Here is a 16445-nt window from a genome sequence, read left to right as displayed (position 1 = left end):
AGTTAGCTTAATATTGCTAGGACTTCTTCAATATCATTAGTGGTAGTCAGTTTTGCAATAATCTTTTCGTCATCAAGTGCATTGGTTAACTTGGCGATAACATCAAGATGTTCATTGTTACGAGCAGCAATTCCAATTACGATTTTTGCTTTATCTTGCTCTTCTTCGCCAAACTGTACACCTGCTGGATATTGGCAAAATACGATACCTGTATTAATCACATCATCTTTAGATTCAATTGTGCCGTGAGGTACAGCAATCGATTCGCCTAAATAGGTGGATGTTAATCGTTCACGTTCTAACATGGCATCAATATAAGCTGTTTTTACGTAACCATTTTCGACTAGTTTTTGGCCAGCAAAACGGATGGCTTCTTCTTTAGTTTGCGCCGTTAAACCTAAAAAAACATTTTTTGCATTCAACTTAAACAGCGGTTGGTGGGTAGGTGTTGGTTGTACAACTTGTTGACCACCTTTTGCTTTGACTAAATCATTCACTAATTGAGTATATAAATCACTATCTAAAAAGTTAGTTAATGAAATATGATAAGCGTTTGGTGCATATTGTTTTGCTCGTGCGGTTAAATCTTTATGTGTGATGATGATATCCGCATCAGTTGGCAAGTTATTAATTGCTAAATTGGTAACACTGATATCTAAATGAGCATCTTCTGCTTTTTTACGTAAAACACCCGCACCCATAGCACTTGAGCCCATACCTGCATCACAAGCAACGATTATTTTTTTCACTTTAGCAAGATCAAGTTTACTATTTTCGCTTACTCCTTTGGCTTCGCTTTTCATTGCAGTGACATCAGACATGGCTTCGTCTAAACTTTTGCCATTATCTTTTGTTGTTTTTAATAAAATAGCCGACACAATAAATGATACTGTAGTTGCTGCAAGCACAGATAACGTTACACCTAAATATGAACCTTTTGCCATACTCATTACCGCAAAAATAGATCCTGGTGATGCGGGTGCTGTTAAACCTGCATTAAATAAAGTTAAAGTAAATACACCAGTCATGCCACCTAAAATTACAGCAATGATGAGTCGAGGATTCATTAAAACATAAGGGAAATAAATTTCATGGATACCACCAAAGAAGTGAATAATTGCAGCTCCACTTGCTGATCCTTTTGCCGCACCTTTACCAAAGAACATATAAGCAAGTAATAAACCTAAACCTGGACCAGGGTTTGCTTCAATCAAGAAGAAGATAGACTTACCTGTTTCTGCTACTTGTGTTACACCTAGTGAAGTAAATACACCATGATTGATAGCATTATTAAGGAATAGTATTTTTGCTGGTTCAACCAGAATTGAAGTAAGTGGTAATAAACCATGATCAACCATGAATTGTACTGCAACAATAAGTACATTAGTTAACGAAGCAACAGCCGGACCGATTCCAAAATAAGCGATAAGCGCAAGAATCATACCAATAATGCCAGCTGAAAAGTTATTAACTAACATTTCAAAGCCACTTTTGATTTTACCATCAATGAATTTATCGAACTGTTTAATGCACCATCCACCTAAAGGTCCAGATATCATTGCGCCTAAAAACATTGGAATCGATACGCCAACAATTACCCCAATTGTAGTGACCGCACCAACTACACCACCACGATCACCGTAAACCAATTTACCACCAGTATAACCAATTAATAATGGAAGTAGATAAGTGATCATTGGTCCGATAAAAGCCGTTGATACGCCTTCATTTGGAAACCATCCTCCAGCAGATGGATCGTTAGCATTATATAAAAAAATTGCAGTAATAAAGCCCCAAGCAATAAATGCGCCGATATTGGGCATCACCATATTACTTAGAAATCGCCCAAAATTTTGGACTTTAAGTTTAATGTTTGATGTTGTCATACAAATCTTTCCTTATTGATTGATATAATCATTATGCTGTTATTGTAGAAGCATTTAGTTACTGGATTCATCCAAAATAATCAAAAAATGTGACATATATCACACTGTTAAAAGTGGGGTATTTTTAGGTTTTGTGATCTAGATCACACTAATGCGGTGATAGGAAACTTTTAAGCTAAATTTTTCTATATTTATTTGGTGGTTTTGAGTTTTGGTGAGGTAATTTTTTGTCAGAAAACGATTAAATCGTAAACTTTAAGATAGGGATAATTTAAGCTCTTATGAGCTTAAATTATTTTATCACTTAATTATAGAATTTTATTTCTTCTTGCTTCTAATAAGAAATGAGTAAAAGAAGAAGACATTGCAGCTTTAATTGCTTCGCTGTCAGAAGTCATAGTTTTTGGCGCTAATTGATGTTCTTGTGTTGAAAATCTCATAATTTCTACGCCATTTTTAGTAATAGTGTAAGTAATATCGAGATAAAAATCGACTTCTACAAAGCCTATCCAGTCATATAAAAACTTATCAATAGTGAGGTTAATTTGTAGATTAGATAAATTATTAAGATCGTATCCAGCGGCGATTAGTTCTTTTTTGAAAGATTCTCTAACTAATGTATCAACGTTTACTGATGTGTAAACTGTTCCAATAGCTCCTTTTGCTTTTTGAATTTCATTCGCCTTTACTTTTCCATTTATGAAAGGTTGATATTTAACTTCATTAATAGATACTTTTTCAGTACCTTTAATTGAAGGGGCAGGAATATAATTAACCGGTAGGCTAGTTGAACATCCAAATAAGCTAAATGCTAGTAATGCGAAAATAATTTTTTTCATCATAATCCTTTACAGTTTTGAATTGTTGAAATTGAAATATTAAATAGTTTTGTTTTTAAAATCAGATTGATATGCTACATCTTCATACCTTTTTTGGCAATATAGTAAATTAAATACTTAAATTCACGAGAATTAGCGAAATGGCTGGAAAACATAGAGTATTACATAATGCGCTAGCTCGGAAATTTTTGATAATTTAATCAAAATGGCATTATTTATTAACCACACAAATGTTATTAGAATTTATAAATAACCACATATGTTTTTTAAGTTTTTGATAAGAACGGTTAGTTAATTTAAAGAGGTGGCTCGTCAATATGCTTAATACCATGATTTTTCAATTATATTTAATTTACTTTTATTAACAATTTGATATCATACTGGTGCTTATGGAAAATAATTATTTAAGTAAGTAAATAAATATTTAAAACGGATTCAATGAAGGATCATTATTTTACATTGAGGTAAAAATGAAAGCTCTATCTATTATAGCGTTAATTTTCGCTATCATTTCTATTTTTGTACCGGTTGTTGGATTATTTATTGCTATGGGTTGTAGTGTTTTAGCTTTAATTAGTTTTCGTGGACAACCTACCATTTCTGGCATTACTTTTGGTGTTAATATCATCAGTACTGCATTTTTATCACCATCGTTGGTAATAGCATCTAGTGCTCAAGGTGCAAACGGTGTTGGTACTTATGGTTTTTATGTTGGTTTTCATGTTGTTGCAATGTTAATTGCATTTATTTATTTTATTATCATGAAAAAAAGACAAAAAGCTGCATAAAAAGCTAAAAAATAGAAATTATAATAACCCAATGAATCTAATCAGTTCATTGGGTTATTTTATATTGTTAATTAATGACTAATTTTTCATATATTTGATGATTTGACCTATCAAGTGATAAGCCAAATGTTCAGTTTTCTACTCCACAGTCACAGATTTTGCCAAATTACGAGGCTGATCGACGTCTGTGCCTTTGATTAAAGCTACATGGTAAGCAAGCAATTGGGTTGGTATCGTGTAGTAGATTGGCGCTGTAAGTTCTTCAATATGAGGTAAGTTGATGATATGCATTGTGTCATCACTCACAAAGCCTGCATCTTGCTCAGCAAATACATAAAGTTGTCCACCACGGGCACGAACTTCTTCAATATTAGCTTTAAGTTTTTCGAGTAGGTCATTGGTCGGAGCCATAACAATAACTGGCATATCTGCATCGATAAGCGCTAAAGGACCATGTTTTAATTCACCTGCGGCATACGCTTCTGCATGAATGTAGGAGATCTCTTTAAGTTTTAATGACGCTTCCATTGCGATTGGATATTCATCGCCACGGCCTAAAAATAGGGCGTGATGTTTATCGACAAAGTGTCCAGCAAGTTTTTTGATTTCTGGCTCGGCCATTAACACTTGCTCAATGCGATTTGGCAAAGTTTGTAAGGCATGGACGATCGCTTGTTCAGTGATTTCAGCCATGTCATTAAGTCGGCCTAATTTGGCAACTAAAAGCAATAATACGGTTAATTGCGTGGTAAAGGCTTTAGTTGAAGCAACGCCAATTTCAACGCCAGCTTTGGTTAGTAACACCAAATCAGCTTCACGAACTAAGGTAGAGGCAGCCACATTACAAACGGCAAGAGTGCTTAAGTAATTATTCTCTTTTGCTAAGCGTAATGCTGCAAGCGTATCTGCCGTTTCACCTGATTGTGATAGGGTGATGAATAAACTGTTTTTACGGCGAGCGGGTTTTCGATAGCGAAATTCCGAAGCGATCTCCACATCACAAGGAATACCAGCTAATGCCTCAAACCAATAACGAGCAACCATTCCGGCATTATAGGCGGTACCACAAGCAACAATTTGCACATGTTCAACTTGCTTAAGAATATTTTCCGCATTATCGCCAAGTTCAGATAAATCCACTTTGCCATGAGCCATTCGTCCTTCAAGGGTATTTTTTATAGCATTAGGTTGTTCGTAAATCTCTTTTTGCATGTAGTGATTAAAGCCAGCTTTACTGCCTGCGTTATATTTCGCATCAGATTCGATGCATGGACGGTTAACTTCTTGATGGTTTTTATCAAAAATATTCACAGTGCGATGGGTGATTAGTGCAATATCACCCTCTTCTAAGAAGATAAATTGACGAGTAACCGGTAATAAAGCTAATTGATCTGAAGCAATAAAGTTTTCACCAACGCCACAACCAATCACTAGTGGACTACCTGAACGTGCCGCGACGAGAATATCGGGATTACGCGTATCCATTACAACGGTGCCATAAGCACCTCGTAATTGTGGGATTGCTTTTTGTACTGCTTCAAAAAGTGAGCAATCTTCGGTTGAGATAATATCGTGAATTAAGTGGGCAATAACTTCGGTATCGGTTTCTGAACGGAATTGATATCCTTTTGCGATGAGTGTTTCACGCAGAGGCTCAAAATTTTCAATAATACCATTGTGCACAACGGCAATAAAACCCGATATATGAGGGTGTGCATTGTGTTCGACCGGTTCGCCGTGCGTCGCCCAACGAGTGTGAGCAATCCCAGTTGAACCTTTGATTGGATGCTCATCTACCGCATCTTTAAGCGCTTTTACTTTTCCGACACGTCTTACTCGCTGTAATTCACCTGTTGGAGAGATAATAGCAAGCCCAGCAGAATCATAACCACGATATTCTAATCGTTTTAAACCTTCTAATAATATTTCTGCCACATCACGTTTGGCGATCGCGCCCACAATACCACACATTGTTTATTCCTCTTTCAATTTAGTTGGTCTTTTCCAACCTGCAAGTTGTTTCTGTTTTACCCGGCTAACCACAAGCTCATTGTCATTGACATCATTGGTTACCGTTGTTCCAGCTGCAATGGTTGCACCTTTACCAATTTTAACTGGTGCAATTAGTTGAGTATCGGAACCCACAAATACATCATCCTCGATCACGGTTTTAAATTTGTTCGCACCATCATAGTTACAAGTAATTGTGCCTGCGCCAATGTTGACGTTACAGCCTATTTCGCTATCACCTAAATAACTTAAATGTCCTGCTTTGGTGGCATGACCAAGATGAGCTTTTTTCAATTCGACAAAGTTACCAACATGGGCATGATCATCCAGTTGGCTACCAGGTCTTATTCGAGCAAAAGGTCCGATAGTACAGTGTTTGGCAATGATTGAATCTTCAATTACTGAGAAAGGGCTAATTACGCTATCATCAGCGATGGTGCAGTTTTTTAAAATACAACCTGAACCGATAACGACATTGTTACCCAATGTAACATCACCTTGAATAATCACATTTGTATCAATAGTGACATCCTTGCCATGAGTCAATTTACCACGTAAATCAAAACGCGCAGGGTCAAGCAACGTGACACCGGCAAGTAAAAGTTGCTCAGCTTGATGCTGTTGATAATGCCGTTCTAAAGTTGCAAGTTGCAAGCGATTATTGACGCCTTCAACTTCGAATTTTTTAACTGGGTGAGACGTTAAAATGTCGTAACCATCTTGGTGGGCAAAGGCGATAATATCGGTCAAATAATACTCTTTTTGCGCATTATTATTGGTTAAACGAGATAGCCACTTTTTAAGTAACTTGCCGGTAACCAGCATAATACCGGTATTAATTTCGTTAATTTTTTGTTGTTCAACATTGGCATCTTTTTGTTCAACGATCGCTACCACTTTACCGTCTTTGCGTTCGATTCGCCCATAGCCAGTAGGATCATCTAAAATCACTGTCAATAAGGCAATGCCTTCATGTGGTTTACTGGCAATTAAATTCTGCAAGGTTTCAATTGAGATAAGAGGTGTATCACCATATAAAATCAAGATATCTTCATCATCTTCAATAAAAGGAATAGCTTGTTGAACAGCATGTCCTGTACCCAACTGTTCTGCTTGATAAACAAGTTGCACAGGTTGATCTTGTAACGATTTTTCTAACTCGCTTTTGCCATGACCATAAACAATATTGATGCGATCAGTATTAAGTTGTTGAACTGTATCAATAACATGTTGTAACATCGGCTTACCGCCGATTTTATGTAAAACTTTAGGTAGGTTGGAATACATCCGTGTGCCTTTTCCTGCCGCCAAAATAATTGCACTACGTTTTGGAGGTGAAATTGCCATAATCAGTTCCGGTCTGGTTAAATAAGGCTAATACTATAATCAAAGTTTTCCACGAAATCATCCCGTAATTGTTAATTTTTATCCTAAAAAAAGAATTATTGAAATTTACCAAGTGTTTTAATAAAAGGAAGCATTGTTATGAATAGCATTACCAAGGTCTTATTGCTTTACACCACTCACGAAAAGCAAACCCTTAAAATTATGCAACGAATAAAAACACATCTTGAGGGTAAATGTGATTGTGATTTGATTGAGTTATTGCCCGATACCAAGATTGATCTTGGTAACTACAAAGCCGTATTAATTGGTTGTTCAATTCGATATGGTTTTTACAGTAAAACCATGAAGAAGTTTATTGATGCCAATTATCAGCAATTAAATGCGTTAAAAACTGGTTTTTTTGGGGTAAATGTGGTGGCTAGAAAACCAAATAAAAATACACCTGAAACTAACCTATATACTAAAAAATTCCTTGCCAAAATTGCCTGGCAACCGACTATCAAAGCGGTATTTGCTGGTGCGCTTTATTATCCTAAATATAACTGGTTTGATCGTAATATGATTCGATTTATTATGTGGTTAGGTAAGGGTGATACAGATGTGACAAAAGAAGTAATAGAGTACACAAATTGGACAAAAGTGGATGAATTTGCCGAGCAATTTGTGGAACTTATTGATAATTAGTCTTAGTTATCTTGATAAAATAAGTCACTATTTTCGTTAAATATCAAGTCTTAAAGTTGTTTTGAAGAAACTTTGTGATATAGATCAACTTTTTTACTAAAAAGGTGTACAATATTGCGCCTAAAGAATCTGTCTCCTAACTGGGATTTTAATTGTGATTGAAAATTTAAGAAATATAGCCATTATTGCTCACGTTGACCATGGTAAAACAACCTTGGTTGATAAACTATTAAAACAATCAGGCACGCTTGATAATTTGCGTGGTGATGACAATGAAAGAATAATGGACTCAAATGCGCTTGAAAAAGAGCGTGGTATTACTATTTTAGCTAAAAATACGGCTATCGATTGGAATGGTTACCGAATTAATATCGTTGATACTCCAGGCCATGCCGATTTTGGTGGTGAAGTAGAACGTGTAATGTCAATGGTTGACTCTGTACTACTGCTTGTTGACGCAATGGACGGACCAATGCCACAAACACGTTTTGTGACTCAAAAAGCATTCGCTCATGGTTTAAAACCAATTGTGGTTATTAATAAAGTTGACCGTCCGGGTGCGCGCCCAGATTGGGTTGTGGATCAAGTATTCGACTTATTCGTTAACCTTGGTGCAACTGATGAACAACTTGATTTCCCAATCGTTTATGCATCAGCATTAATGGGAATTGCAGGTCTTGATCATGAAGATATGGCACAAGACATGACACCACTATTTGAAGCAATTGTTGAACATGTAGAACCACCTAAAGTCGATTTAGATGGTCCATTCCAAATGCAAATTTCTCAACTTGATTACAACAATTATGTTGGTGTTATTGGGATTGGTCGTATTAAACGCGGTCGCGTTAAACCAAATCAACAAGTTACTATTGTCGATAGCGAAGGTAACAAACGTACTGGCAAAGTCGGACAAGTATTAGGTCACCTAGGCTTACAACGTTATGAAGCTGAAGTTGCAGAAGCAGGGGATATCATTGCTATCACTGGATTAGGTGAACTTGGTATTTCTGACACAATTTGTGATAACAGCTGTGTTGAAGCTCTGCCAGCACTAAGCGTTGATGAACCAACAGTTACCATGTTCTTTAATGTAAATAGTTCACCATTTGCAGGTAAAGAAGGTAAATATGTAACTTCTCGTCAAATTCTTGAACGTCTAAATAAAGAACTTGTACATAACGTGGCTCTTCGTGTTGAAGAAACCCCAGATCCGGATGCATTCAAAGTTTCTGGTCGTGGTGAATTGCACTTATCTGTTCTTATTGAAAATATGCGTCGTGAAGGTTATGAACTTGGGGTATCTCGTCCTAAAGTTATCTACAGAGAAATCGATGGCAAAAAACAAGAGCCTTTCGAACAAGTTACTTTAGATATCGAAGAACAACACCAAGGTTCAGTGATGGAAGCCTTAGGTTTACGTAAAGGTGATTTGACCAATATGTTACCTGATGGTAAAGGACGTGTACGTCTAGATTATGTGATTCCTAGCCGTGGTCTTATTGGATTTAGAACTGAATTTATGACCATGACATCAGGTACTGGTTTACTTTACTCAACATTTAGCCATTACGATGATGTGCGTCCGGGTGAAATCGGCCAACGTAATAATGGGGTAATGATTTCAAACGGTACTGGTAAAGCTTTGGCTTATGCGCTTTATAGCTTGCAAGATCGTGGTAAATTATTCCTTGGTCATGGTGCTGAAGTTTATGAAGGGCAAATTATTGGTATCCATACTCGCTCAAATGATTTAACCGTTAACTGCTTAACGGGTAAAAAATTAACTAACATGCGAGCATCAGGTACTGATGAAGCGACGACCTTATCACCACCAGTAAAAATGTCGTTAGAACAAGCGTTAGAATTTATTGATGATGATGAATTAGTTGAAGTAACACCATTATCTGTTCGTCTACGTAAACGTCATCTAACTGAAAACGATCGTAAGCGTGCATTTAGAAGTAATAAAGAATAATGTGAATTATGATTTTAATAATCAAACTACAAAACCTCGCTAATTAGCGAGGTTTTTTTTAGCTCTAACGCGAGCAATAGCATCGGCAATCGATTGTTTACGATCTTTCTGAGTAGTCGCACTGCTTGCAGGCATCGACCTAGGAAATAAAATAGTCGGCGGAACCAATTGATTACGATTTAAGCGTTGTTGTTTCTTCTCAGTTAACAGCAACTCTTCTTGCTCACTTAATTCAACGCCAAGAGTGCTTAAGGTAATACAATCAGTTGGACAGGTATTAATACAATTACTACACGCAGTACAAAATTGCGGTAATACCGTATGTAACACCTGTTTACTACCAACAATAGCATCAGTAGGGCAAACACGGATACATTTACCACAACCAATACAATTTTCTTCATCAATAAAGGCTTTATATTGCATAATAAAATTTAAATTAACTTAAACCAACAATATTACCATCTTTGTCAATATCAATATGTCGATAAGCTGGATTCGTGCCAAGCCCTGGCATTGTCATCACATTACCGGCATAAACTCGAATAAAACCAGCACCGGCTGAAATGGCTAAATGGCTGATATCAACATCAAAGTCAGTTGGTACATTCTTTAAATTAGCATCAGCGCTAATCGACATCGGCGTCTTGGCAATACAAAGTGGTAAGTGATCAAGTTTTAACGCTTCAATCTCTTTAATGTTCTTAAGCGCGGTTTCTGACAAGTTCGCTTTATTGGCACCGTACTTTTTAACCATAGTTTGGATTTTATCCATCAATGGCATACTGTCAGGATAAGGTAATTTGATTTCACTTGGCATATCACATGCCTCAATAACATGTTTAGCAAGTTTTTCAGCACCTTTACCACCTTGAGTGAACACTTCGCTCACTTCGCAAGCAAAAGCACCATGTTCAACGGCATATTTTTGTAAAAACGCCAACTCTTCTTCACTATCATGTGGGAATCGATTGATCGCAACAATTACTTGTAAACCATAGCTCTTGGCATTCTTAATATGCCAAGCTAAATTGGCCGCACCAATTTCAAGTAACTCCACATTTGATTCTGAAATCTCTTTAGGGATAGCTTGTCCTGGTTTGATATTATATTTACCACTATTAGATTTTAAGCTACGAACCGTTGCCACTAAAACCACGCAAGAAGCCTTAATACCAGCTTGACGATATTTAATATTAAAGAATTTCTCCATACCCATGTCAGAACCAAAACCTGCTTCGGTTATCACATAATCGGCTAAATTCATTGCAATGCGATCAGCGATAACTGATGAATTACCATGAGCAATATTAGCAAATGGTCCAGCATGGATTAGTACAGGCGTATTCTCAACGGTTTGCATCAAGTTAGGATTAATCGCATTTTTAAGAAGTACTGTCATCGCGCCTGCAACTTCGAGCTGTTCAGCTGTGATTGGCTCGCCTTGCGTATTATAGGCCAAAATAATACGACCAATACGCGCACGCATATCATGTAAATCAGAAGCCAAAGCCAAAATTGCCATTAGCTCAGACGCTGCCGTAATCTCAAATCCGTCACGGCGTTCAACACCATTCACACCGCCACCAACACCGACAGTGATATTACGCAGAGCGCGATCATTGTGATCAATAACCCGTTTCCAAACAATGCGATTAACATCAATATTTAAACGAGGTAAACCGGTTTGTGCGGTAAACTCATCGCCAAGACGATCTTCATGATAAAGACGAGAATCCAACGCGGCAGATGCTAAATCATGTGCAGCAGTTATTGCATGAATATCACCAGTAAGATGAAGATTTAGCGTCTCCATCGGCAAAACTTCTGCTTGCCCACCACCGGCTGCACCGCCTTTTACGCCAAAAACAGGTCCTAAGCTTGGTTGACGAATACAAGCGATAGCTGATTTACCTAGATAATTAAGGCCTTCACTTAGACCAATGGTATTAACGGTTTTACCCTCACCGAGTGGTGTTGGTGTAATAGCGGTAACTAAAACTAATTTACCATTAGCGCGATTTTCCTTCGCATTAAGGATTGATAAATCAATTTTGGCAACATATTTACCGTAAGGAAGCACGTATTGTTCAGGGATCTGACATTGTTTAGCGATTTCAGTTATTGGGCGTAGTGGCATTTTCATTCTCGTATAACAATAAATTAGGCTGTCAGTATAAAGAATTTAAAATGCCGAATAAAGCAACAATTTAATCTTTATTGATTTTCGGCACAATCTCTAATTATCTTGTTATAATAGCGAAAATTTTCAACTAAAGGATAATGATTAAATGAACTGGTTTTCGCAGTATTCTCTCTTCTTGGCTGAAACAGCAACGGTGGTTATTGCTATTTTAGCGGTATTAATTTTTATTTTAAGTCAACGCCGAAAATCATCAACAATTGCTGGACGTTTATCTGTCAAAGATATTAGCGAAGAATATGAACAAGTCAAAGATGACATGCTAACGTCGAGCATGGATGAAATCGAAGCTAAACAGTTTACAAAAGATCTCAAAAAACAAAAAAAACTTGAAAAGAAACAAGCTAAACAAGCGGCTAAAAAGAAAGATGATAATGCTAAATCATCAGATGCAAAGCCTAAATTATTTGTCTTATCGTTTAACGGCAGTATGGATGCACATGAAGTTGAAGAACTGCGTCAAGAAATCACTGCTGTACTAGCCATCATTAAACCAGAAGATCAAGTTGTCGTAAAACTTGAAAGCCCTGGTGGAGTAGTGCATGGATATGGCCTTGCTGCCTCACAACTATTACGCTTTAGAACGCGTAACATTCCATTTACTGCTGTAGTTGACAAAGTTGCAGCCAGTGGCGGTTATATGATGGCCTGCACTGCGAGCAAAATTGTCGCAGCGCCATTTGCAATTGTTGGTTCAATTGGTGTTGTTGCCCAAATTCCTAACTTCAACCGATTGCTAAAAAAACATGATGTCGATATTGAATTACAAACGGCAGGAGAATACAAACGAACCCTAACCATGTTTGGTGAAAACACGGATGAAGGTCGCCAAAAATTCAAACAAGAACTTGAACAAACGCATCTATTATTTAAAGACTTTGTAAAAGAATATCGACCAAATATCGATATAGATCAGGTTGCAACAGGCGAACACTGGTTTGCTACTCAAGCCAAAGAAATGGGACTGGTTGACGAAATTAGCACCAGTGATGATTTTATCTTATCACACCTAAAAACGCATAAAATCATTGCTGTTAACTATCAACGCAAACAAAAACTGTCCGAAAAACTCTCCAAAAATGTCGTGAAAGGCATGGAAAAGTTATTTTTTAGACAAGGAAACGGACTGTAAAAGGTTTAATCTAAAATCACTTTATTTGCATCTTTAAAACCCCGATTCCTCAAAAAAAGTTGAGGAGCGGGGTTTTTTAATCCTAAAATTTTGTCTGAAAATCTTAAATTTACTAAAACGTCTAATATCTAACACCAAACGATTTATCTTAAAAATGTGATCCTTAAAGAATTGTAAATGAACTGTTTTTTAATTAAACCGCATCTGCTCGGTTATTTTTGTTTTTTTAGATGTTTTTCTTTACAAAGATTAACGATCTAAAGTGAAAAATTGTTGCATCGTATTTTTTCAGTCACTATACTTTTACATCGTTTTATATAAGCGTTCCAAATTTAAGTAAAAACATAAATAGTAAATAAATCATAAATTTAGTTGACAGGGTTATGTAATATGCACTATAATTTTCAACAGGCAACAGGCAACAGGCAACCTGGCCAACCTATCTTTTAAATTCGTCAAAGTTAAGCTCTTATTTTTCATTTTCCACTAAAGTCTATTTTTTCACCAAGATCTATAAAATTACGCTAAATTTTGCGCGATCCTCACATAGATCAATATCATCCCGACAGATCCTATTACCTTTAGTACTTAGCATATTGTTAGCGTTTTCATTTACTAGTACAGCGTTAACATCCACAACATCCAATTTTATTCACGGTGAAGTGCCTTATTTTACGTTCGACGGTGGTAATACACGAGTAACGGATACCGAAGGTTTGCTCAGGATCCATCTTTCTAATGGTCAACAATACTCGCCATCAAATAATAATTCTAGTGCAACCAATCCTATCGAATTACCAACTATTGATGAAAGTTTTGCTGATATTAGCATGTTGGTGCCAGTTGATAGTAATACCGTTGATTTAAACACCATTGTCGCTGCACCTTATAATTATTGGGGCGATGATGATGGAGATAGTGAAGTCACTGCTACTGGCAGTATAAGCTTGTCTATTGTTGATAAAAACAATCAAACTGTATCACGAAATACCGTACCTATGTATTGTAAAGCGCCTTATAAAGCGACATTAACTAATACTGAAGGCACATTGACCACTCGTTATGGCGTTCCTAATAGCATTAAGTTCGGAGCAGGTAGTGTTACCTATTATTTTGAACCTAAAGAATCACCTGCGATTTGTTTTGCTAAACCAAATAATCTAGCGTATACCGCACCTCCCTATGTAGGTCCCGAAACTATCTGGAATTATGGTAAAGGCTTTCTAACTCAAACCGCGACGCCATCATCTTATGGTTTAAATTTCCCGACTACTGGCGCTAATGGTTTGTACTTTGATTTAGATATTAGCAATAATGATCAGGCATTAACGTGGGATCCGGTTTCTCATAGTGGAATTACTGCGACGATGACCAATTCAACAAATACTAGTGTCCGCGTTACATTAACGGGCCCTGCTGCAACCTTAGAACAATGGAATTCTAGTAATCCGGAAAAAGTAGCTAAACCGTCTTTACCCCAGACATTCGAGTTAGTCGGTCGTGACAGTAGTGGTAAGGCTGTCGTTAAATATGGATTTGAACTAAAGCAGTGGTTTGTCAATCGTGGAAACGTTATCGGAAATCACGACAACCAATTATCTTGGTGTACAAATATAGGTTATCACCTTCCTAATGTAAGGGATTTAACCAATGCGGTTTATCCATCAAATGACCAATTGATTACCGCTACACCTCCATCACCGGGTAATCATTACCAACGTACCATTGGGGCAGGTCTTATTACCGAGTGGGGCTTTCTGTTATATTACGCGAATACTAACTTTAATTTGTATTATTGGACTAATGACTCGTACTCCCATGATGGTGGTTACACGTATTACTTTTACGCACACGCCGACCACGGACTTATTCATTGGGTAGATCCTGCAACCTTCTACAACGGGGTTTGTGTTTCAGATCTCAACCCTTAATTCTTATTTTTTGAGGGAGAGATAGTAAAATAGCTTATATTTTTCTAATAAGTTATGGTGTCGAAACTTAAACCATCCGCCTCAATTGGGGCGGTTTTTTTGAGTTTTTTATCGCAAAAAAAGTTGAGGAGCGGGGTTTTTGGCGTTCAAAATTCTGCTTTGCAATATTGCCTCAAATAAATAATTGCGCTCAAACTGTGGCACTTTTTAGAAATCCTTTTTTCATCAAAAAAAGTTGAGGAACGGGGTTTTTGAGGTTTTAAATCTCATCTAAAAATTATTAAATGATCCAAATCACTAAATTTCTAATCCAGAGCCCAAAAATAAAATTTTTAAGGATCAATTGCTCTAATTTTAAAGATTTGTAATTACGATATATTTAATTAAAACAATGATTAATCGGTTGTAACTTAGATCCTTTTTAGATTTTATTTACAAAAGTTAACGTAAATGAGCGAAAAAAAGTGTTGCATCGTGTTTTTCCAATCACTATACTTTTTACACGGTTTTAGCTACTAGGCTAAAATTTAGCAGAAATAAAATTGTAAATTAATCAAAAAATTACTTGACAGGATTGTCGCATATGTTCTATAATTTTCAACAGGCAACAGGCAACAGGCAACTTGGTCAACCTATGTTTTAAATTCGTCTAAGTCCAGCACCCAGTTTAAATTTTTCACTGAAGCTTATTTTTCTACTCAATCAAGTGAAATTCAGCGAATTTTCGCGCGGTCGCTTCCGCGATCCTCTTCTCGATCCTTTTTCCGATCGTTTTCCGGATCCTCTTTCAGATCCTGTTTTCGATCTTTTTCCCAATTATCCCGTCAGATTGTTTTTTTCGTGGCTATTTTCCTTTCTTTTTCCAGTCATGCATTGACATCACAGACAACTAGGAATGCGATACAGGGTAGTGTACCTTATCTGACTTTCGACGGTGGTCGTACTCGTGCAGTTGATGCTAACGGTCTGCTTGGGATTACACTATCTAACGGAACTAATTACACGCCTTCTACCAATTTATCATCTACAACCCCAATCGTCTTGCCGGTTGAGGGGCAGAGTTTTGCTGATATTCGTATGTTCGTTCCTACTGATACTAATTCAGTCGATTTAAGTACTCTTATCGGTCCTCCTAATAATTATTGGGGGGATGATGATGGTGATTCAGACGTTACTGCTACAGGTTCTTTAAGTTTATCTATCGTCGATAAAAACGGTCAAACGGTATCACGTAATTCCGTGTTAACAATTTGTAACGCACCTTATAGGATTAAGTTATCCAGTACTAACGGTACATTATCAACTCGTTATGGCGTTCCTAATCGTAGTGATTTCAGTGCCCGTAGTGAGACTTATTACGTCAATCCAAAGGCTTCGCCTGTGGTTTGTTTCGTCAGACCTAATTTAATGTATGGTAAGCTTGGTGATGATCCTTATGACCCATCTTGGGATTTTGCTGGCCCAGCTTCGATGTGGGACCCTGATAGGGGGTTTCTCACTCAAAAAACAGACCCTCTCTATTACGGTCAAAACTTTCCTACTACAGGTCTTAATGGATTGTACTTTGATTTAGATATTAGTGGTAGTAGTCAGCCATTGTCTTGGTCTCCTGTTTCTCTGGGTGGTATCACAGTCACAATGTCTAAT

Annotated in this window: 12 protein-coding genes; 6 read left to right on the top strand and 6 right to left on the bottom strand. The window is 37.0% G+C overall.

From position 1 onward, the window contains the following. Positions 1 to 2: 2 nt before the first annotated feature. Positions 3 to 1886 carry a PTS mannitol transporter subunit IICBA gene (locus A9G08_RS09940; protein ID WP_065563554.1) on the bottom strand — a complete coding sequence of 628 codons (1884 nt, stop codon included), beginning with the start codon at positions 1884 to 1886 and terminating at the stop codon, positions 3 to 5. Positions 1887 to 2194: 308 nt separating this feature from the next. Beyond that, positions 2195 to 2728, bottom strand: coding sequence for a hypothetical protein (locus tag A9G08_RS09935; protein WP_218058471.1), 534 nt, complete (start codon positions 2726 to 2728; stop codon positions 2195 to 2197). A 467-nt stretch (positions 2729 to 3195) separates the two neighbouring features. On the opposite strand from A9G08_RS09935, the gene A9G08_RS09930 reads away from it, so the two are divergent. Beyond that, positions 3196 to 3513, top strand: coding sequence for a hypothetical protein (locus tag A9G08_RS09930; RefSeq protein ID WP_065563552.1), 318 nt, complete (start codon positions 3196 to 3198; stop codon positions 3511 to 3513). 138 nt (positions 3514 to 3651) lie between these two features. Here A9G08_RS09930 and glmS read toward each other — a convergent pair whose 3' ends face one another. Beyond that, positions 3652 to 5484, bottom strand: coding sequence for a glutamine--fructose-6-phosphate transaminase (isomerizing) (glmS, locus tag A9G08_RS09925; protein ID WP_065563551.1), 1833 nt, complete (start codon positions 5482 to 5484; stop codon positions 3652 to 3654). A 3-nt stretch (positions 5485 to 5487) separates the two neighbouring features. Continuing rightward, positions 5488 to 6864: a bifunctional UDP-N-acetylglucosamine diphosphorylase/glucosamine-1-phosphate N-acetyltransferase GlmU gene (gene glmU, locus A9G08_RS09920; protein WP_416379890.1), complete on the bottom strand. Its 1377-nt coding sequence runs from the start codon at positions 6862 to 6864 to the stop codon at positions 5488 to 5490. 153 nt (positions 6865 to 7017) lie between these two features. On the opposite strand from glmU, the gene hemG reads away from it, so the two are divergent. Together hemG and typA are read left to right on the top strand one after the other, a co-directional pair. Continuing rightward, positions 7018 to 7554 (top strand): menaquinone-dependent protoporphyrinogen IX dehydrogenase, encoded by a 537-nt coding sequence (gene hemG, locus A9G08_RS09915; protein WP_081299578.1) that lies wholly within the window; start codon positions 7018 to 7020, stop codon positions 7552 to 7554. 154 nt (positions 7555 to 7708) lie between these two features. Continuing rightward, positions 7709 to 9532: a ribosome-dependent GTPase TypA gene (gene typA / locus A9G08_RS09910; RefSeq protein ID WP_065563548.1), complete on the top strand. Its 1824-nt coding sequence runs from the start codon at positions 7709 to 7711 to the stop codon at positions 9530 to 9532. A 39-nt stretch (positions 9533 to 9571) separates the two neighbouring features. Here typA and A9G08_RS09905 read toward each other — a convergent pair whose 3' ends face one another. Together A9G08_RS09905 and A9G08_RS09900 are read right to left on the bottom strand one after the other, a co-directional pair. After that, positions 9572 to 9958, bottom strand: a complete 387-nt coding sequence (locus tag A9G08_RS09905) for an RnfABCDGE type electron transport complex subunit B (protein WP_065563547.1) — start codon at positions 9956 to 9958, stop codon at positions 9572 to 9574. A gap of 13 nt (positions 9959 to 9971) precedes the next feature. After that, positions 9972 to 11678, bottom strand: a complete 1707-nt coding sequence (locus A9G08_RS09900; protein ID WP_065563546.1) for a formate--tetrahydrofolate ligase — start codon at positions 11676 to 11678, stop codon at positions 9972 to 9974. 145 nt (positions 11679 to 11823) lie between these two features. On the opposite strand from A9G08_RS09900, the gene sohB reads away from it, so the two are divergent. The 3 genes from sohB to A9G08_RS09885 all read left to right on the top strand — a co-directional run. Beyond that, positions 11824 to 12867, top strand: a complete 1044-nt coding sequence (sohB, locus tag A9G08_RS09895) for a protease SohB (RefSeq protein WP_065563545.1) — start codon at positions 11824 to 11826, stop codon at positions 12865 to 12867. A gap of 596 nt (positions 12868 to 13463) precedes the next feature. Continuing rightward, entirely contained in the window at positions 13464 to 14798 is a 1335-nt protein-coding gene (locus A9G08_RS09890) for a hypothetical protein (RefSeq protein WP_141673969.1), read from the top strand. Between the two features lie 840 nt (positions 14799 to 15638). Continuing rightward, positions 15639 to 16445, top strand: an 807-nt coding sequence (locus tag A9G08_RS09885; RefSeq protein ID WP_141673940.1) for a hypothetical protein, incomplete at its 3' end; no start/stop codon positions are given.

This window comes from Gilliamella sp. wkB195 (assembly GCF_001690445.1).
Classification (GTDB): domain Bacteria; phylum Pseudomonadota; class Gammaproteobacteria; order Enterobacterales; family Orbaceae; genus Gilliamella; species Gilliamella apicola_E.
The sequence above is the reverse complement of the archived record's forward strand: the minus strand, read 5'-3'. Positions and strand labels throughout refer to the sequence as shown.